Genomic DNA, 20,008 nt, shown 5'->3' on the forward strand with positions numbered 1-20,008 from the left:
TATTATACCATACAATCAATAATATGCCGTTATTTCTCCTCGTGACGTTTTTCCAACACATGTAGAACATCATAAATGCTTACTTTTTGTTCTTGTAGCAATACTAGGAGGTGATAGATTAAATCAGCTGCCTCCCATTTTACTTCTTCGGCATCGCGGTTTTTAGCCCCAATGACAACCTCAGTTGCCTCCTCCCCAACCTTTTTACAAATTTTATCGATACCCTTGTCAAATAAATATGTAGTATAGGCTCCTTCTGGCATTTCCTGCTCACGCTTTGCAATCACACGCACAAGTTTAGCGATGATGTCTACAGAGCCAATCTGCTCATTTTGTTGAATCACCTCTGTAAAGCAAGAAGTTGTACCATTATGACAAGCTGGGCCAGCGGGTAGCACTTCCACCACTAATGCATCCTGATCACAGTCTGCTTTTATGGACACCACTTGTTGTCTATGACCACTTGTTGCTCCTTTATGCCACAGCTCTTGACGAGAACGAGAATAAAACCAAGTTTCTCCTGATTCAATTGTTTTAGCTAATGATTCTTTATTCATATAGGCCACTGTTAGCACTTCTTTTGTGTTGGCATCTTGTACAACAGCTGTAACAAGACCTTTCTCATCGAACCGAATATTCTCTATCATCTTACTGCCACTCCTTTGTCACGTAAGTATTCTTTTACTTGTAATACGTTCGTTTCTTTGTAATGGAAGATTGAAGCCGCCAATGCAGCATCTGCATCTACCTCTTGTGCTAATACTTCGTAAAAATGTTCGGCATGTCCCGCTCCACCACTAGCGATAACAGGAACTGTCACTGCCTCTCTTACCGCTTTAGTTAAGGCCAAATCAAAGCCAGATTTTTCACCATCTTGATTCATACTTGTTAATAAAATTTCCCCTGCTCCTAAGCGCACAGCTTCTTGTGCCCACTCAACGGCTGACCAAGTTGTTTTATTGCGTCCACCATGTGTATAAACCATCCATGTATCATCTTCTTCACTATAGCGAGCATCGATTGCAACAACGATACATTGTGCACCAAAGAAATCAGCGCCCTCTTGAATAAGAGCTGGTCGCTCCAAAGCAGATGTATTCACGGATACTTTATCAGCACCTGCACGTAAAATACGCTTCATATCTTCCAACGTACGAATACCACCACCAACTGTAAAAGGTATTGCAAGTGTAGCAGCTGTTTGACGAACAACATCTATCATCGTTTCTCGACCTTCATGTGAAGCAGAGATATCTAAAAATACAAGCTCATCTGCGCCCTGCTCATCATAGAACTTTGCAAGCTCCACTGGATCACCTGCATCACGGATAGATACAAATTGGATACCTTTTACAACGCGACCTTCCTTGACATCAAGACATGGGATAATACGTTTTGTTAGCATGCCTTCACACCTTTCAGCCATTGCTCTAATAAATAAATGCCTAGTTCTCCCGATTTTTCAGGGTGAAATTGCATGCCTGTCACGGAACCATTCGTTACAATACCAGGTACTTTTATGCCACAATAGTCTGCATAGGCAACAAGCTCAGATTCCTGAATATGTGTCGCATAAAATGAGTGAACAAAATAGACATGCTTCGCTGATACTTCACCGTCCAACCATGCAGGGCGATTCGTCAAGATCAGTTCATTCCAGCCCATATGTGGCACACGATATGCTTGATCTCCTTCGATACCACTAAAGCGTTGAATATGTCCCTTGAAAAAACCTAGCCCTTGTGTTGGGGTTACTTCTTCACTTTGCTCAAACAATAATTGCATGCCTAGACAAATTCCCAATAGAGGGCGATTTTCACTTTGTGCCTTTTGTAAATAACGGTCTATTTTAGTTTCTGCTAAACGCTTGCGAGCATCAGGAAATGCGCCAACCCCCGGTAATAGTAGTGCATCTGTTGCATCTAACACGCTCTCATCAGCCGTCACAACGACCTCACAGTCTAGTCGTTTTAATGCTTGTTCTACACTAAATAAATTGCCCATTCCATAATCAATAACACCTATCTTCACGTTAACAGCCCCTTAGTCGATGGTACTCCTTTAACACGTGGGTCAATTTCAACTGCCGCATCAATCGCACGTGCTAATGCTTTGAAAATCGCCTCAATAATATGATGTGTATTATGGCCATAAGGTACAATCACGTGAACATTCATGCGTGCCTCTAGCGCAAATTTCCATAAAAATTCATGCACTAATTCTGTATCAAACGTTCCCACTTTTTCCTTTAAAGTTGGCACACGATACTCTAAATGCGGACGATTGGAGCAATCTACAACTACCTGTGCTAGTGCATCATCCATCGGCACAAATGCTGTGCCATAGCGTTTTATGCCCTTCTTATCACCAAGTGCTTCACGAACAGCCTGCCCTAAGACAATGCCAAGATCCTCTGTTGTATGGTGATCGTCGATATAGGTATCACCATTTGCTTGTATGGTCCCATTAAATAATCCATGCTTCATAAATAAATCGAGCATATGGTCCATAAATCCCACACCAGTTTGAATATTTGCTTGCCCTTCACCATCTAAATCGATTGCTACTGAAATTTGCGTTTCATTTGTTGTACGCTCTACCTTTGCATATCTCTTCTTTACTGTCATCGCCCTATTCCTTCTCCCATCCGCGTGATTCCACTGCACGTGCATGCCCCTCTAAGCCTTCCATACGTGCTAGACGTGCAATTTTTGGTGCATTTTCTTGCCATGTTTTTTCACTGTAATAAACAATGCTTGATTTCTTTACAAAATCATCTACGTTTAAGCCACTTGCAAAACGAGCCGTGCTATTCGTTGGTAATACATGATTGGTTCCTGCAAAGTAATCTCCCACAGGCTCCGAGCTATACCGACCTATAAAAATACCGCCAGCATGTCTTATCTGTTCAACAATCGTTTCAGCATTTTCTGTCACAATTTCTAAATGCTCAGGCGCTAATGAATTAATGGCTTCCACCGCATGTGACATCGTTTCAGCTACATAAATGACCCCGAAGGTTTCTATGGAGGCACGAGCTACTGCCTGACGTGGCAATTCCAGCAATTGCTTCTCTACTTCCTCAGCTACCCTTTGAGCTAATGGCTCTGAGGTAGTGACAAGGATGGCACAAGCCAATGCATCATGCTCTGCCTGTGATAACAGATCTGCAGCTATTTCATCAGGATATGCTGTATCATCTGCCAAAACCGCAATTTCACTTGGCCCCGCGATCATATCAATTGCTACTTCTCCAAATACCTCACGTTTGGCGAGAGCCACAAAAATATTCCCTGGACCTGTAATTTTATCAACTGGAGCAATTGTTTCTGTACCATATGCAAGTGCAGCAATCGCTTGTGCACCACCAATTTTATAAATTTCATCCACCCCTAAAAGATGAGCTGCCACAAGGACACCTGCTGGCAGTTTCCCATTCTGACCTGCCGGAGAAGTAATGACGATACGCTTCACACCTGCAACCTGAGCTGGAATCACATTCATTAATACAGATGAAGGATATGCTGCTGTACCACCTGGAACATACAATCCTACTGCGTCTAGTGCTGTTACGCGTTGACCTAGCCAAGAACCTTGTCCTAGCTCTAAGCGATAGCCTGAACGTATTTGTTGCTCGTGATACAGACGAATATTTTCGGCTGCTTCTGCTAAATCCTTATGAAGTTGCTGGTCTAGCGTATTTACTGCTTCCTCGATTTCTGCCCCTGTAACACGTAAGCTCTCAGGGGCATAGCCGTCCCATTTTTCAGTATAAGTACGGAGCGCTATATCTCCTTGTGTCCTAACATCTGCTAGCACTTGTCGCACAACTTTTAATTGTTCCTCATTTCCCCCTTCAAGTGGTCTTTTTAAGGAAATGCCTTTTTCAAGCTTTGTTATTTTCATAGGATTAATCCCCTTTAGTCCTTCATATGTAGCTAAATATGATTCCTTTTTTGCTCATTCACACATTTTTTTAATCGCTTCACAAGATCAATAATACGCTCACCCTTCATACGATAACTTACGGGATTTGCAATTAATCGTGATGAAACAGCTGTAATAAACTCATATTCTACTAAGCCATTTTCTTTTAAGGTACGCCCTGTTGAAACGATATCGACAATACGATCAGCTAAACCAATCATTGGTGCTAATTCAATAGAACCGTTCAGCTCGATGATTTCAACCTGCTCTCCAATGCCCTTGTAGTACTTCATTGCGATATTCGGATATTTCGTAGCGATTCGAGGCGCAATTTCATTCATTGGTGTGTTCGGTAATCCCGCAGATGCGATATAGCAATGACTAATTTTTAAATCTAATAACTCATGCACTTCACGCTGTTGTTCTAACAAAACATCCTTCCCAGCAATGCCAATATCAGCAACACCATGTTCAACATAGACAGGGACATCCATTGGCTTGGATAAAATAAAGCGAATTTTTTCCTCTGGTATCTCAATCATTAATTTTCGTGACATTTCTACCTCTTCTGGTAAATTAAAACCTGCCTCTAACAGCATTTGATATGCCTCTTCAAAGATTCGTCCCTTTGGCATTGCAATTGTTAATTCATTCACCGCCTACTTCCCCCTGTCCAACAACCACCACTTCTGTAAAGTATGCTAAAAAGGCTGCCTCATCAACTAGGCTACTACGCAACTGTAAAGTAGCTAATTTTCCTGCTGCCCGTAATGTTTTCACCTTTAATAATGCTGCCTCGAATTGTTCTTCTTCAAAAAGCACAACTGTTGCTTCCTGTCGTTTCTCTGACTGGCCATTGAACGTTTCTAATAAACGATCCACTCGAATACTAAAACCTGTTGCACCAACTTTTGAGCCAAATACTTCTAATAAACCATCATAGCGACCACCATTTCCTAATGGAAAGCCACTTCCTACCGCAAAAACTTCAAAAAGCATACCAGTGTAATAACTCATATGACTCGAAAGGGTGAAATCAAAAGCTATATACTCAGCTAAGTCAGCCAATTCCAACAGTTGAGCAAGTTGTTGCATGTATTCTAATGCATCATTTTTACGCACATATTTTTCAATATCCCGGATGTCTTTAACATTCATTGCCTCCCCAATAAATTGTAGGAGGGCATCAGATTTAGCTTTGGGTAGATCAAATGATTCTACTGCTTCTTCAAACCCTACATAATTTCGTTGAACCAACAATGTTCGAAGTGTCTCTTGCTGTTCAATACTCTCTGTGTAATCTTGTAAAATGCAATTTAGTATACCCGCATGACCAATCGTGACTTTAAACTCTTCTAATTTAAAATGTTTTAATAGCTCCATTGCTGTCACAATAACTTCTGCATCGGCAAATACAGATTGATCCCCTATTAACTCAATCCCCATTTGATCGAACTCCGCTGGTCTTCCACCTTCCGTTTCTTGAGCTCGAAAAACACTTGCGAAATAAGCAAGACGTAAAGGAATCATTTCTTTTAATAATTTCGCTGTAGCTACTCGAGCAATCGGTGTTGTCATATCAGGTCGTAATACTAATGTATTTCCTTGGCTATCCACTAGCTTAAATAAATGAGCATCAGCAATAGCTGAAGCTTTCCCCACTGTATCGAAATACTCTACAGCGGGTGTTTTAATGAACTCATAACCCCTTTTATATAAAAAGTCTCTGCCAGCATGCCTAACGGCTTCAACCTTCTCATAGATTTGCGGAAATGTATCGCGCATTCCAAGTGGTTTTTCAAACATTTTTATCGACGACATATGAACACTTCCTTACATTTCACTTTAATTCACTAGAGTATTAGAGAATTAGATTATGAAAGAATTCTAACTTATTTCTTTTAAGCAGTCAACTTTTCTTCTTTAATTAACGAAATCTTTAAATACTTATTATTCTGTTAATTATACCTATTACTTAGTGAACAACGGTATAAAAACAAGACATCATTTCTCTTAAATTTTGACAAAATGTTTTACTGAGAATGAGAATATGTCTAAAATGTGACATGATGATTATAAATCAACTAAAGTATTCACTAAAAAATTGAGAATGATTCTCTCTTATACAATTGTTGGAAAAAATTAAGTTTTATCAACAACCTATTCTCAATACAGTCACGAATAAATTATATAAATATAATATTAACGAATGAAATATTAAAAATGATTCTCAATCTCATTATCAATAAGAATACCTTAATATCAATACTTTTATTGATTATTACTCTCATTCTATTTTTTCTTTTACTTTTTTAAAAGCTTAATATAGAATAGCATTAATAACAAAAAGCACCATATAAACTACACATTGGAGGGATTTATTATGGCATGTCCATTCGTACAACTAAGTGAGCAAATGATCGTAAGTATTTGTAAAGGTGAGTTTTACCCTGGCGACAAAGTAACACTTCATACAACAGAAGACATAGATGGGACTGCAATTAAATCAACCTTTGTTGAATCAACTTGCTTAGGTGATCACGACAATTGTGAATTCAAATCAGACTATGACGCAGCGCTTGCATAAATATTAAAAGCTACTCCAAAACCGGAGTAGCTTTTTAATATGAAAAAACTCACGAAGTATGTAGTCATACAACGTGAGTTTTTATTATTTTTTTGGTGTACACCATTCTACAACCTCATTGCGCTTACGCTCAGCCATTTGTTCAGCCGTATAAATAATCCGCATAGGATTGCCCCCTGCCAAACACCCTGCCGGCACATCCTTATGTACAAGGGTGGCGGCTGAAACAATGGCACCGTCTCCGATTGTTACACCTGGTAGAATTGTTGAATTTGCGCCAATCATTACTTCATTTCCAATATAAACATCACCTAAGCGATATTCCTCTATTAAATACTCATGCGCTAAAATTGTCGTATTAAAACCAATCACTGTATTTTCACCAATGAAAATACGTTCGGGAAACATGGTATCTGGCATGACCATTAAGGCTAATGAAGTTCGCTCGCCAATAGTCATGTTTAAAAATGTACGATAAAGCCAGTTTTTCACACGTAAAAATGGTGTGAAGCGTCCAATTTGAATGACAATGAAACACTTCATCACCTTCCAAAAGGACACCGTGTCATATATATTCCAAAGCGAATTGGCTCCTTCGACACGATAACGTTCTGTTTTACGCGCCATCTGCCCTTACCCCTCTTTCACAATATCCAATAAATCTGTCATATGCTGTAGCATATATTCTGGTTGATATTGCTGTAAGTATGCCTCACCTTTAATTGCCCAAGCAACACCTGCTGCTCTTACACCTGCACGATGCCCTGCTTCAATATCGTGCGAATTATCACCAATCATAATGGCATCTTCTTTGTCTATTCCTAAACGTTGTAAAGCAAGTAGTACTGGCTCTGGGTCAGGCTTCACATTTTTTACATCATCTGTGCCAATACGCACATCAAATAAATGTGTCGCACCCATAATAGAAAGCCCACGATCAATAGTCTCATTACGTTTTGTTGAAACGATAGCCAATCGAATACCCTGTGCTTTTAATTGCTCTAGTGTTGACACAACATCAGGATATTCGCTAACTAGTTCATCATGATGCTCTATATTCCAAGCGCGATAATTTGCGATCAAAGCTTCCTCTTCATCTGGTGCAATGTCATTAAATGTCTGTTTGAGTGATGGACCAATGAATTTCAAGCAATCTTTTGGCGAATATTGCCCGGGAAATCGCTCATTTAATACATGCATAAATGTTTGAATGATTAAATCATTCGTATTAAGTAACGTGCCATCAAAATCAAACAATAGTGCTTTAACAGCCATATTTTACATCCCCTTATTTATTATCCAAGTATTTTACGGCTGGCTTTACCTTTATTCTGCGATAAATAATGGCACCTAGTCCAACTACAATACCAATAATGGACACTACCTGTGCTGAGCGTAAATCGCCTACTAGGTAGAGACTATCTGTACGCATACCTTCGATATAGAAGCGACCAATAGAATACCAAACTAGATAGCTAAAGAAAATTTCCCCACGATTTAAGTTTACTTTACGTAAGACTAATAAAATGATAAGCCCAATCAGGTTCCAAACGGATTCATATAAAAATGTCGGATGTACATAAGAACCTAATTCTTCGATATACATTTGATTGATAATCCAATCTGGTAGCATTAGATTTTCTAAAAAGGCTTTTGATACTTCCCCACCATAAGCCTCTTGGTTCATAAAGTTGCCCCATCGACCAATAATTTGTCCAATTAAAATACTAGGTGCTGCAATATCTGCTACTCGTAAAAAGCTTACATTTTTTATACGAGTAAATATGTAAGCTGTGACAAATGCTCCAATAAGTGCACCATGGATGGCAATACCGCCATTCCAAATCTCAATGATTTTACCTGGATTTTCACTATAGTAATCCCACCGCATGGTCACATAGTAAATACGTGCACAGATGATGGATATAGGAACTGCCCATAACAATAAATCTGCCAGGAAGTCTTCAGGCAATCCTCGCTTAACGGCCTCTCTCTGCCCGACAATATATGCTAAAATGATTCCCGACACAATTAACAATCCATACCAACGAACCGGAATAGGCCCTAAATGAAAGGCAATCGGGTCAATCTGTAATAGTAGTAAATCCATCTTCTGCTCCTCTCAATATGTCATTCACATAATTTAGTTCACAACTGTTTAATCATCTAACTCATCATTAGATGAAATTACTTCATCTAAACGTCTTGAAAACTCCTCTGCTGCGTTTACGCCCATTCTCTTTAAGCGGTAATTCATCGCAGCCACTTCAATAATAACGGAAACATTCCGTCCTGGTCTTACAGGAATCGTTAGTTTGGTTAGTTCCGTATCAATTATTTTCATTTTCTCTTCTTCTAAGCCTAATCGATCATAAACTTTTTGCGGGTCCCAAATTTCCAGCTCAATAATGAGTGTAATCCGTTTATACGGACGCACTGCACTTGCACCAAATAGCGTCATAATGTCAATAATGCCGATTCCGCGTATTTCCAATAAATGCTCTAGTAAAGGTGGGGGACTACCAATTAAAAGGTTTTCTGATTCTTGACGAATTTCTACACAATCGTCCGCTACTAAACGATGACCCTTTTTAACAAGCTCAAGTGCTGTTTCACTCTTCCCAACGCCACTTTTACCAATAATAAGCACACCAATTCCATACACATCGACAAGCACGCCATGCGCTGCTGTCATTGGTGCTAAGCGTCCCTCTAAATAGTTTGTTAATCTACTCGAAAATTTGGTTGTCGTCATATGTGTTTTAAAGACAGGAACATGCTTTTCGTTGGAAGCCTGAATCAGCTCCTCGGGGACTTCTAAATCTCGAGAAATAATAATAGCAGGTGTATCTTGCGAACAAAGTAAACGCATACGCTCAAGCTTGACATCTGCTGGCAGCATTTCGAAAAAAGACAGTTCCGTTTTGCCAAGCAATTGGACGCGATTTGCCGGATAATGTGTAAAGTATCCTGCCATTTCAAGTCCTGGTCTTGAAATATCACTAGTGACGATCGTTCTTCCAATTCCTTCCTCGCCAGCTAATAACTCTAACTTAAATTTCTCCATAACATCTCTTGTTAATACTACGACCAATGAAAAAGCCTCCAATCAATGGATAAGGTTCTTCTTATTTTAGCATGTCTATGTCTAAAAGGAATGTATTTACTCTCAACACAGCGTTTACCTCCATAAAAAAACTAGCGGCTCTCCAGCCCGCTAGTTTTATAAATACTATTTTTGAGTTGCCAACCATTTGGCTACTGCCTCAGCATCTGCCCCTTTTACAACCCCTGGAGGCATACCGTTTTTACCGTTATTGATAATATCTAAAATTTCTGATTCAGATAAACGAGCACCTACGTCATTTAATGCTGGACCACTTGCACCTTGTAACTCGCCACCATGGCAAGAAACACAAGATTTCATGGCAATCGCTTCACCATCTGGCTCTGTAGCACCTTCATTATTACTTGCAGTTTTATCTCCGCCACCACATGCAGCTAAGAAGATTGCTGATCCGAACACTAATGTTAACATTGCTTTTTTCATTAGTACCCCTCCTCATAATAAATACCTTACGCCGCCATTATACCAAAATTATGCACGTTTGAAACCTTCTCCTAATACCTCATAAGCATCAGAAACGATGACAAACGCTGATGGGTCAACGCTTTTAATGAGTTGTTTCAGCTTTGTGAATTCTGTTTGATAAACAACAACCATGAGAACTGGTCGTGCTTCTCCTGTATAGCCACCGATTGCTGGTAACTTAGTTATACCACGATTGATTTCAGCATAAATGGCTTCTCTTACCTCATCTTGTTTCAATGTAATAATATAGACCATTTTAGATTGGCTAAAACCTAACTGAATGATATCAATCGTTTTTGTTGTAACATAAAGTCCAATCAGAGCATACAAACCTTTTTCTAAATCAAAAACAACTGCTGCACTAATTGCGATGATTCCATCAATTAACAGTACACTTGTTCCAAGCGACAACCCAGTAAACTTCGTTATGATTTGCGCTAGTAAATCAGTGCCACCAGTTGAAGCATTCCCTTTAAAGACCAGTCCTATTCCTAAGCCAACAACAATTCCACCAAAAAGAGCTCCCAGTAAAGCATTATCAGTCCAAGGCTCCCAGCTATTCGTTAACAAGACAATAAAAGGTAACGTAATGGTACCGATAAATGATTTAATCCCAAATTTTTTGCCTAGCAATAATACACCAGCAATAAATAATGGTACATTAAATGCATATTGAACAATTCCCGGATTCCATCCAAACAAACCATGCAAAATCGTACTAATGCCACTTACCCCACCTGAAGCGACTTGATTTGGTAATAAAAAAACATTAAAACCAATAGCAATTACTGCCGCTCCAACAATCACATACACATACTCCACAATGTTATCTCTCACATCATGTCTCATTTCCCCACGCCCACTTCAACTATCAGAATTTTTTAAAGACGAAATGATTATAGCAAATACTCTTCATATTGAGAACTTCATCTTGATGAAGGGAATATGCCATTGTGGAAATATAAAAAAAGCTATCTTAAATGAAACGTTAAGATAGCTTTTGCACAGTTTAAAATGATTTTTCAGCCCATTCCATGGCTTCATAATATAAATGATCAATATCAACTAGTGGAATATTCAACTGTGTCGCTAGCTCTTCTAGACGTGGCCAATCTAACTTCCCTAGTGCGATACTAAACTCTAGATAGGGTGTCATATCCGTTTCAATGCCCAAAATGGTGCTCGTAATATCCTCTGAGAACGGTAATTGTTGTAAAATGACCTCTATAGGTCTTTGAAGCAACGTATCAATGAGTGAAAACATGCCTACTAAGAAATATTCTGAGAAATTCTTTTTGTAAGAAAGCTTCGCTAGCTTTTCACAAACCTTTGCTCGGAATAAAGATGTACACAGCACTTCTTTAAAAAGATCAGAATTGGCGTCTATATCGATTTCTCGCATGGCCAATAAATAGATCCATTTTCGTAAATTTGATACGCCCAGTAACACAATGGCTTGTTTAATGGAGCGTACCTTCGATTTAGATCGTTTAGATGAATTATTAATCATTTGTAATAATTTATACGTCAATGAAATATCACGTTCGATATTTTCCGCTAATAATTGGATATTTGGCTCTTCTTCTTTTAATAAAGAGATGATGTGAATATATTGAATTGTATTCGCTGGAATGTCTGTTGCTCGTATTATTTGAGGTTGTTCAAAAAAATAACCTTGAAATAACACATAGCCAGAAGATTTAGCTACTTCAAACTGATGACGCGTTTCTACTTTCTCAGCGAGTAATTGAATGTTTGGAAACTTATCCTTTACTTTAACTTCAATTTCCATTCGTTTAACGATAGATGATGCTAAAAAATCAACCTTAATATAATCAATCTGCTCAAATAATTCATCATAAATTTCCACATGCTCATCCATAATAAAATCGTCTAAAGCAATTTGGAACCCATGTTTTTTTAGCTCAATTACACGTTCCACTAACTGAGGAGTAAGCGGAACATCTTCTAGTATCTCAATCACAACCTGTGAAGGATTTAAAAATTCATGAATGGAGCTCATCAATAAGTTTTCAGTAAAATTAACAAAACCCGGTTTACCTTTTGTTACCTCTTCAAAACCAATTGAAAGAAATGAGTTCACAAGTACGTCAATCGTTGCTGCATCTGAATCGACCATTGGAAAGGCATTGACGTTTTTGCCACGATATAATAATTCATAAGCAACTACCTGCTCATGAAGATTAAAAATAGGCTGTCTGCCAATAAATACTTCCATTTCGCTGCCCCCATTTCTTCATATTCTAGTAATATATAGTATATCATTTTTACGACCTATTGTTTATACTTCACACTAATTTAGTATGGTCACTATTAGACATATAACACAAGAAAGGACAGTCCTAGTGATGATCCATTGACCACTTTAGGACTGTCCTCATTATTTACCTACTCTAGATTTGATAGCACCAATAACTGCAGGCACAACTGATATAAAGATAATCAAAATAAGGACAACCGAGAAGTTATCTTTAATAATAGGAATATTACCAAAGAAATAACCTAGTAATGTACAGCTGAATACCCATAATATTGCACCAAAGATATTATAAAATAAGAAATAGCTATATTTCATTTTACTTGCACCCGCCACAAACGGGATAAATGTACGAATAAATGGCATGAAACGAGCTATAACAATCGTTTTCCCACCATGTGTATTAAAGAATCTTTCAGCTGCCTCCATACGTTCTTTTTTAACAACTCTTCCGAGGAGGCTCTTTGGAGGGATTGATGTTCCTACCTTATGACCAATATGATAGTTCATCGTATCTCCTAAAATAGCTGCTGCTAAAAATACAGGAATTAAAATCCACATATCAAAGGCACCCATTGCAGCTGCTAATGTTCCACTTGCAAATAGCAATGAATCACCAGGTAGGAATGGGAAAATGACAACGCCTGTCTCTACAAAAACAATCGCAAATAAAATCAGATAACTCCAATTGCCAAAATCACGAATAATTTCTTCTAAATGCACATCGATATGCACAATAAAGCTTATTAACTCCTTAATGAGTTCTAACATGTTTTTGTATGCTCTCTTTCAATAGTATTTTTACCTAAAAGCTTTGACGTAGCTTCACATCAAAGGGTTCCAGTTTTGTACGTCTTTTTACATTACTTCCTCACTATATGACAAGCTCTTGAAAAGTATGTAGAAGATTTCACATGTTTGATTTTATCACTTACAGACAACTACTCTCAACTGATTTTACTATTATACGAATAATGTACATAAAAAAAAGCTACCATTTTTCAATAGTAGCTATACTCGTTTAAACTTTTTCTTTTAATGAACGTCGTAATATTTTCCCTGTCGTGTTTTTCGGAAGTTCATCCAGTATCTCAATCATCTTTGGCACCTTGTATTTCACCATATGCTTGGCACAATAAGATAGCAGATCTTCTGTCGTAGTGGCTGCTACTTCTTTTAACACAACATATGCATGTACAGCTTCCCCTAAGTTAGGATCTGGAAAGCCTACCACCGCCGCCTCTACAATATTATTATGGGCAAACAGCACTTCCTCAACCTCACGAGGATAAACATTAAAGCCACCTACAATAATCATATCTTTTTTGCGATCGACAATGTAAAAATAGCCTTCTTCATCTACCCTAGCTAAATCCCCTGTATAGAGCCAGCCGTCGCGAATGGCCATGGCCGTTTCTTCAGGCATTTTATAGTATCCCTTCATCACATTAGGGCCACGTACAATCAGCTCGCCAACTTCGCCAACAGGTACTTCCTGACCGTTCACATCAACCACTCTATTCTCCACATTGCTTATCGATGTACCGATAGAGCCAGCTTTTCGATCACGATCAAGTGGATTAAAGCATGTAACAGGCGAAGCTTCCGATAAGCCGTATCCCTCTGACACACGCACATTAAATTTCTGTTCGAAATTATGTAAGAGTGCAACAGGTAAAGATGCCCCACCTGAAATGGCCAAACGTATTGTCGAGAAATCTTCAGGATCACCTTCAGGTAATTGATACAAGAAATTATACATGGTTGGAACACCAGCAAATACCGTTGCTTTTTGCTCTCTCGCTAAAGCAAAAATTTCAGTAGGGCTAAAGCGAGGTGTAAGTAAAACTGTTGCTCCGCTTAATAAAGGCGCATTGACCACAACCGTTAAGGCAAATACATGAAACACTGGTAATGTAGCAATGACGCGATCATCTGCCTTGATTCCTAAATAATGGGCAACATCACGAGCATTTGAATACACATTGCCATGTGTCAGCATAGCACCCTTTGGACTACCTGTAGTTCCTGAAGTGTATAAAATAATAGCATTGTCATTATCTGCAACTTCCACAGGCTCTAAAGATTCAGCAGCAGTGGCAATGACCTGTGTAAATAAATGCGTTTTTTCTTGTGCTTGCGGTGATAACGCTGCCATTTTTTCCGCTATATCTGGCGTGGTTTCACAAACTATAAATGTGCTTACTTGTGGAAATGCTTGTACACCCCTTTCAACTAATGGAAGCAAAGCGTCGAGTGCAATGACTGCTTTTACATCCCCGTTATGCAAAATATAAGAAATTTCATCTGGTGTATAGATTGGGTTAACTGGTATTGCTGTTGCCCCTAAACGCATTGTTGCATACAAGGCAATTAAATAGTGTGGCGTATTGCCGAGTAAAAACGCCACATGGTCCCCTTTTTCAACACCTAAATCTTGTAATCCCTTTGCAAAACGACCAACTGTATGCTCAAATTCCCCGTAAGTTGTATCTTTCCCCATAAAATGATACGCAACTTTTTCCGGCTGCTCTGTTGCCTGTTGGCGAACACGTGAAACTAAATTCAATTACACCATCCCCTTATCGTATAAAATGAATCGTTATTCAGTAATATTATATAAGAAATGTATCTAAAAGACAATGAATCTTTTTATTTCATGTCATAAATTACGTTAAATAATTCATTTTTTTCTCTTTTAAACAAAGACATCATGAGCGGATATGTGAGATGTAACGCCAACGAATTAAATAAAAGTAAACTACTTGTATTAACACAAAGAAGCCAAAAGCAAAGAATACTTCTTTTACAATCGAAATATTTGCTATGTCTCTCAAAATACCTTGTACCATTAGAAAAGCAAAGGCACTATGCATCATTGCAACACCCCAAGGCAAAAAGAATTGAGGAAATAAATGACGATTAACAAGCTTTTTCAGCTCCGCATCAGTTAAGCCCATGCGCTTTAACACATCAAATTTACGCTTTTCACGTTCAAGTGATGTATGCAATTTAAAATAGATAAAGCTCCCAGCCGCAAGTAAAAATACAGTGGCAACCAATACACCCACTAAAGTAAATAATGAGTAGGTAGCTAGTATATAAGAATAATTTAATCCTGCATTTTCAAAGTAAAATGGACTAAATTTATCCTTTTTAAGAAAATATAAATTGGATTCTAGATGGTCTATAGCCCTCCCGATATCTTTTGTTTCCATCCATTGTGGTATAACGAATGTAAATAGATGATAACTAGGTTGAATAATATCTTGATCAGAGATCGGATGAATCAGCTTTGCGAAGTCCTCATCACTAATGACAATTGAATTGACACTTACAATTGAACCTGGAAACACTATTTTTGGATAGACACTATCGATGGTAATCGGAATATTATTCTCTTCTAAAACGGTGTGCACAATTCTATTTTTTAATTTTTTTAACGAATCCTCTGAATAAGGGATAAATACTGCCTCACCAGCTCCCAGGTTCAGTAATGGATAACTATACGAAGAAAGCAAAACATTCATATCGGACTCTCGAAATACCTCCACTTCATTTCGAGTGAAAGAAGAGGTTTGCTTCACTACAATAAAACGGGACAGCTGATAAGATAAACCTTTCTCCTCTAATTGCAGTCGCAATGAATTGATATGCTCTCGCTCAAATGGATTATCCACATCTCCTTTATAAACCAGCCCTAATGGATTTAAGCGATCATATTGAGTTGTATAGGAGGACATAGTCGCTAAAACGCCCACAGACAAAAAGGCAAGTGTTGATACCATCGTAACAACGAAAAACATTTTCACATTATCCATCATAATATGGGTTTGTTCAGCTAGTGAGAGAAGACGGTAACGTTGCCAATGAAACTTGCGTTTTCCACGTGCTAAATCTAAAAAGCACGGGACGGAATCACTGAAAAAATAATATGTGCCGAATGTTGCTGAAAATGGTATTAATAAAGTTAGCCAGATGAATGCCGTATGTCCTACAACAAACGCTAAAATATACGTCGTTAAAATTAAAGCAATACCGTAAATAGCTCGGATTTTGGAATAGGTTGTTAAGCTATTTACATAATCACTGCCTTTAATAAGATCTCGTAATTTTCTCTCTCGTGTAAAATACACACTAATAAATGAAATGACGACAAACGCACTTGTAAAAACACCAATTGTTAGTAAAAACGGCTGCCAGGAAACATATAATGGTAATTCATCTAAATGCAAAATTTCTCGTACGATCATAAAAAAGAATTTTGAAAACGAGAAGCCAAACACGATACCTACAATAATAGAGCCTGACCCAATAATCATTGTCTCTAAAAAGACAAGTCTATTCATCTGGCGCTTTTCCATTCCTAAATGCAATAAAATGGCGAATTCATGGGATCTTGCCTCTAAAAAGGCACTCATGGAATAATACAAAAAGAATAATGTAAAGAGGACGAGAACAATTTCAGCACCCACCATCCCGATAAGTGATACCTCTCCTAATATCCCGCGCTCAATATCAGGATGAAACATTAGCATTGAATAGATAAAAAATACAGCCACAGAAAAAAAGCTTGCCATGAAAAAGGCACCATATATCCGGCTGTTCCGCACGACATTACGGTAAGCGAATTGTCGAAAGGTCACCTACTTGCCCTCCTCCTAGTAAGCTCAAAACATTTAATATACGTTGGAAAAACATTTGACGACGATCATCTCGATAAATTTCATTGAAAAATTCACCGTCTTTAATGAACAACACCCGATCACAATAGCTAGCTGCAATCGGATCATGTGTGACCATTACAATCGTCGTTTGTTTATCCTGATTGACTTTTGTTAGCAGTTCGAGCACATCACGTGAAGAATTCGAATCTAAATTACCCGTAGGCTCATCCGCTAAAATCAGACTCGGATTATGGATAAGTGCTCGACCAATAGCCGTTCTTTGTGCCTGTCCACCAGATATTTCATTTGGACGTCTATGAAGGAAAGAAGTTAAGTCGAGCTTTTCTACAATACTAGCTAGACGTTCCTCCATTACTTCTAAAGGCTGTTGGTCTAATGTTAGTGGCAGCACGATATTTTCCTCGACCGTTAGCATGTGCAAAAGATTGAAATCCTGAAACACAAAACCGAGCTGTCTTCTTCTGAAGTAAGCAAGCTCAGTTGCATTTAATTTATGTGGATTCATGCCATCCAGTATGATTTCACCGCTAGTAGGCTCATCAATTGTCGAGATAATATTCAGCAAGGTCGTTTTGCCACTTCCGGAAGGTCCCATAACAGCTAAAAACTCCCCTTCTTCTACATCAAAGCTCAACTGATTTAATGCCCTATGTGTCACTTTACCTTCATATACTTTTGTCACATCTTTAATTTGTAAAATAGGCATACGTCATTCACCTTATTTCTTCATTAATTCTAAGGATTGTGGTAAAAGCCACTGTAATACGACCTCAAAGCCGATTTGAAAATGAGGCTCTGTTAATGTCAGAACGGACTCTTCCTCTACTAAACTAAAGCAATGCTCCCCAACAATCACATCCCAAGCATCTATTTCTCCCTCTAGGATCTCACCGCACACAGTATAATACCCACTGTACATCATCTGTTGACCTTCGATAGGAAATGCATTCAATAATGTAGGTTGCTGTAAGTTTAACCCAAGCTTATTTGAAAAATGCAATAGTTCTTCATCGAGCCTCTCATTTGCCTTCAAGAAATTTTGATAAGCAAAATGATCCCCCTCTTGCATTTGTGTCATATAAAGAGCTTTTGTTTTCTCCTTATCAATAGTTAATACCCAATCTTCTATACGTACTTCTCCCATCCTAGCGCCCCCTAATTTGTAAATGTCACTGTCACAATTGTCCCTTTTCCTACCTCTGATGTAATAGCCAATTCATGTCCTAGCTTTTCACAGATTTCTTTGGCTAAATAAAGGCCCATCCCAGTAGATTCCCCTGTTTTCCGCCCATTTTCACCAGTAAAAAAGGCTTTTGTAACACGTGAAAGATCGGAAGCTGGAATCCCAATTCCCTCATCGCAAATGGCTAGCTGTACATAGTCATCCTTTTCAATGGCAGAAATCACAATTTTTTTATTGCTTTCAAACGTGTATTTCACCGCATTTGTAATAAATTGGCCAAGAATGAAGCGAAGCCATTTCGAATCACTGGCAACAATAAGATCATCCTCAATATGAATTTCTGGGAAAACTCTTTTCGTAATAAATAAACGTTTATTTTCATTAACAGTTGCAGTGACAATTGCTTTCAACGCAACCTGTTCCACTTGCATATCATCCTCAAAATTTTCTAAACGTGCATTAACAAGCACCATGTCCAAGCCTCTACGTAAACGATCAATTTCCTCCTGTACGTTCTTTTTATCAAGAGGTCGGTCATCCTGTAATAATAATTCAATGACTGAAATAGGTGTTTTCATTTGATGCACCCATTGGTTCATAAACTGATCATGTCTTTTTTGACTTGCATATAGCGCATGCAGCTCATGCTGATAAAGGCGATACAACTCGTGCATGTACTTTTCGGTTTGCATAGCTTCTGGCGTTTTTGCGTTTTTTTGTAGCACATCCTCCATTGCTGTTGGGAGATGAGTGATTTTCATCAAATAACGTTGGCGCATTAAATAACGCACAAGTAAAAATGAAGCTAATAAGACAAGGCTAATACAGAAGGAATAAATAGCTGTATCAATATTTCGAAAGCCATCTAGCATATAAATGACCATAATGAAGCCAACTAATAAGAGCTGGAACACAATAAATGATGCATAGTCACGTAAGAATAATTTCCAGCCCACTATAGCTCACCTGCGCTTAATATGAACCGATAGCCCGCACCACGTACGGTTTCAATTGTTGATGCTATGTGATAATCTGCTAACTTTTTTCGTACGCGCGTCATATTAACATTCAACGTGTTCTCATCGACAAATGCCTGATCGTCCCAGAGTTCCTCTAGTAGCTGTTCACGCGTCACGACTTTCGGTGCATTTCCCATAAGCAGCTCTAAAATGATGCATTCTTTTTTCTGAAGTGGAATTTCTAAATCATTTTTATGTAGCTCCATTCTTTCTAAATGAAGTACAAGCTGTCCTTGCTTGATTGTCCGTTCCTCTTGCCTTGCTGCATACTCACCATATGTACGGCGTAGATGACTACGGATTTTAGCCAAAACAATTTCATAGTTAAATGGCTTGGTAATGAAATCGTCGCCCCCATTTTCAAGCGCAAAAATTTGGTCCATTTCTCCAGAGCGAGCAGAAATGAAAATAATCGGGCATGTTGTAAGCTGGCGTAGCTGGCGACACCAATAATAGCCGTCATAAGCAGGTAAATTTATATCAAGCAGCACCATATGTGGATTAAATGCTGTAAATTCTTCGATGAGATGATCAAATTCTTGAATTGTTGCAACTTCGTATTGATATTTTCTAAGCGTTTCCGCTAGTAATGATGCAATCTTGACATCATCTTCTACTATGAATATTCGATGCTTTTCCATATCAACACTCCTTTCTTTCTATATTGTATCAAAAAAAGGTTCGACGACATAATTGTCAGCGAACCTTTAGGCTAAAACATTACACGAAACCGT

At 38.4% G+C, this 20,008-nt stretch carries 22 protein-coding genes; 1 reads left to right on the forward strand and 21 read right to left on the reverse strand.

Annotation, left to right across the window (positions count from 1 at the left end; translation table 11 throughout):
* Nucleotides 1-29: 29 nt before the first annotated feature.
* The 7 genes from hisIE to MHI22_RS11975 are packed head-to-tail and all read right to left on the reverse strand — an operon-like array spanning nt 30 to nt 5,748.
* Entirely contained in the window at nt 30-647 is a 618-nt protein-coding gene (hisIE, locus tag MHI22_RS11945) for a bifunctional phosphoribosyl-AMP cyclohydrolase/phosphoribosyl-ATP diphosphatase HisIE (protein WP_036126729.1), read from the reverse strand.
* Nucleotides 644-1,405: an imidazole glycerol phosphate synthase subunit HisF gene (gene hisF / locus MHI22_RS11950; protein WP_036126732.1), complete on the reverse strand. Its 762-nt coding sequence runs from the start codon at nt 1,403-1,405 to the stop codon at nt 644-646. The genes hisIE and hisF overlap by 4 nt, the downstream gene beginning before the upstream one ends.
* Complete coding sequence (gene hisH / locus MHI22_RS11955; protein WP_058844362.1) at nt 1,399-2,031, reverse strand: imidazole glycerol phosphate synthase subunit HisH; 633 nt, start codon at nt 2,029-2,031, stop codon at nt 1,399-1,401. Before hisH ends, hisF begins: the two co-directional genes overlap by 7 nt.
* On the reverse strand, nt 2,028-2,627 hold the full coding sequence (gene hisB, locus MHI22_RS11960; protein WP_036126736.1) for an imidazoleglycerol-phosphate dehydratase HisB: 600 nt from the start codon (nt 2,625-2,627) through the stop codon (nt 2,028-2,030). The genes hisH and hisB overlap by 4 nt, the downstream gene beginning before the upstream one ends.
* A 4-nt stretch (nt 2,628-2,631) precedes the next feature.
* A complete protein-coding gene (gene hisD / locus MHI22_RS11965; RefSeq protein ID WP_058844361.1) occupies nt 2,632-3,906 on the reverse strand; it encodes a histidinol dehydrogenase in 1,275 nt (424 codons plus the stop codon).
* A 32-nt stretch (nt 3,907-3,938) separates the two neighbouring features.
* On the reverse strand, nt 3,939-4,583 hold the full coding sequence (hisG, locus tag MHI22_RS11970) for an ATP phosphoribosyltransferase (RefSeq protein WP_036126740.1): 645 nt from the start codon (nt 4,581-4,583) through the stop codon (nt 3,939-3,941).
* Nucleotides 4,576-5,748, reverse strand: a complete 1,173-nt coding sequence (locus MHI22_RS11975; protein WP_340809434.1) for an ATP phosphoribosyltransferase regulatory subunit — start codon at nt 5,746-5,748, stop codon at nt 4,576-4,578. The genes hisG and MHI22_RS11975 overlap by 8 nt, the downstream gene beginning before the upstream one ends.
* Nucleotides 5,749-6,310: 562 nt before the next feature.
* On the opposite strand from MHI22_RS11975, the gene MHI22_RS11980 reads away from it, so the two are divergent.
* Nucleotides 6,311-6,514, forward strand: a complete 204-nt coding sequence (locus MHI22_RS11980) for a hypothetical protein (protein ID WP_036126744.1) — start codon at nt 6,311-6,313, stop codon at nt 6,512-6,514.
* Nucleotides 6,515-6,598: 84 nt separating this feature from the next.
* On the opposite strand, the gene MHI22_RS11985 is transcribed toward MHI22_RS11980, so the two are convergent.
* The 14 genes from MHI22_RS11985 to MHI22_RS12050 form a co-directional block, all read right to left on the reverse strand.
* Nucleotides 6,599-7,141, reverse strand: a complete 543-nt coding sequence (locus MHI22_RS11985) for an acyltransferase (RefSeq protein WP_036126746.1) — start codon at nt 7,139-7,141, stop codon at nt 6,599-6,601.
* Between the two features lie 6 nt (nt 7,142-7,147).
* Nucleotides 7,148-7,789: a pyrophosphatase PpaX gene (ppaX, locus tag MHI22_RS11990; RefSeq protein WP_036126748.1), complete on the reverse strand. Its 642-nt coding sequence runs from the start codon at nt 7,787-7,789 to the stop codon at nt 7,148-7,150.
* Nucleotides 7,790-7,802: 13 nt separating this feature from the next.
* Nucleotides 7,803-8,624 carry a prolipoprotein diacylglyceryl transferase gene (gene lgt / locus MHI22_RS11995; protein ID WP_036126751.1) on the reverse strand — a complete coding sequence of 274 codons (822 nt, stop codon included), beginning with the start codon at nt 8,622-8,624 and terminating at the stop codon, nt 7,803-7,805.
* A gap of 48 nt (nt 8,625-8,672) precedes the next feature.
* Complete coding sequence (gene hprK, locus MHI22_RS12000) at nt 8,673-9,581, reverse strand: HPr(Ser) kinase/phosphatase (RefSeq protein WP_369802774.1); 909 nt, start codon at nt 9,579-9,581, stop codon at nt 8,673-8,675.
* Nucleotides 9,582-9,746: 165 nt separating this feature from the next.
* Complete coding sequence (gene cccB / locus MHI22_RS12005; protein ID WP_036126754.1) at nt 9,747-10,064, reverse strand: cytochrome c551; 318 nt, start codon at nt 10,062-10,064, stop codon at nt 9,747-9,749.
* 48 nt (nt 10,065-10,112) lie between these two features.
* Entirely contained in the window at nt 10,113-10,955 is an 843-nt protein-coding gene (locus MHI22_RS12010; protein ID WP_036128012.1) for a YitT family protein, read from the reverse strand.
* Nucleotides 10,956-11,115: 160 nt separating this feature from the next.
* Nucleotides 11,116-12,345, reverse strand: a complete 1,230-nt coding sequence (locus tag MHI22_RS12015) for an EAL and HDOD domain-containing protein (RefSeq protein ID WP_036128015.1) — start codon at nt 12,343-12,345, stop codon at nt 11,116-11,118.
* A gap of 162 nt (nt 12,346-12,507) precedes the next feature.
* Nucleotides 12,508-13,155 (reverse strand): VTT domain-containing protein, encoded by a 648-nt coding sequence (locus tag MHI22_RS12020; protein WP_340812080.1) that lies wholly within the window; start codon nt 13,153-13,155, stop codon nt 12,508-12,510.
* Nucleotides 13,156-13,405: 250 nt separating this feature from the next.
* Nucleotides 13,406-14,953, reverse strand: coding sequence for a fatty acid--CoA ligase family protein (locus MHI22_RS12025; RefSeq protein ID WP_340812082.1), 1,548 nt, complete (start codon nt 14,951-14,953; stop codon nt 13,406-13,408).
* A 142-nt stretch (nt 14,954-15,095) separates the two neighbouring features.
* Nucleotides 15,096-17,030, reverse strand: a complete 1,935-nt coding sequence (locus tag MHI22_RS12030) for an FtsX-like permease family protein (RefSeq protein WP_036128024.1) — start codon at nt 17,028-17,030, stop codon at nt 15,096-15,098.
* Nucleotides 17,002-17,778, reverse strand: coding sequence for an ABC transporter ATP-binding protein (locus tag MHI22_RS12035; RefSeq protein ID WP_036128027.1), 777 nt, complete (start codon nt 17,776-17,778; stop codon nt 17,002-17,004). The genes MHI22_RS12030 and MHI22_RS12035 overlap by 29 nt, the downstream gene beginning before the upstream one ends.
* 12 nt (nt 17,779-17,790) lie before the next feature.
* A complete protein-coding gene (locus MHI22_RS12040) occupies nt 17,791-18,216 on the reverse strand; it encodes a hypothetical protein (RefSeq protein ID WP_036128029.1) in 426 nt (141 codons plus the stop codon).
* An 11-nt stretch (nt 18,217-18,227) separates the two neighbouring features.
* Nucleotides 18,228-19,211, reverse strand: a complete 984-nt coding sequence (locus MHI22_RS12045; RefSeq protein ID WP_036128032.1) for a sensor histidine kinase — start codon at nt 19,209-19,211, stop codon at nt 18,228-18,230.
* Nucleotides 19,211-19,915 (reverse strand): response regulator transcription factor, encoded by a 705-nt coding sequence (locus MHI22_RS12050; RefSeq protein ID WP_036128035.1) that lies wholly within the window; start codon nt 19,913-19,915, stop codon nt 19,211-19,213. The genes MHI22_RS12045 and MHI22_RS12050 overlap by 1 nt, the downstream gene beginning before the upstream one ends.
* Nucleotides 19,916-20,008 lie beyond the last annotated feature (93 nt).

The sequence above is a fragment of the Lysinibacillus sp. FSL L8-0312 genome, assembly GCF_038003285.1.
Taxonomy (GTDB): Bacteria; Bacillota; Bacilli; order Bacillales_A; family Planococcaceae; genus Lysinibacillus; species Lysinibacillus fusiformis_D.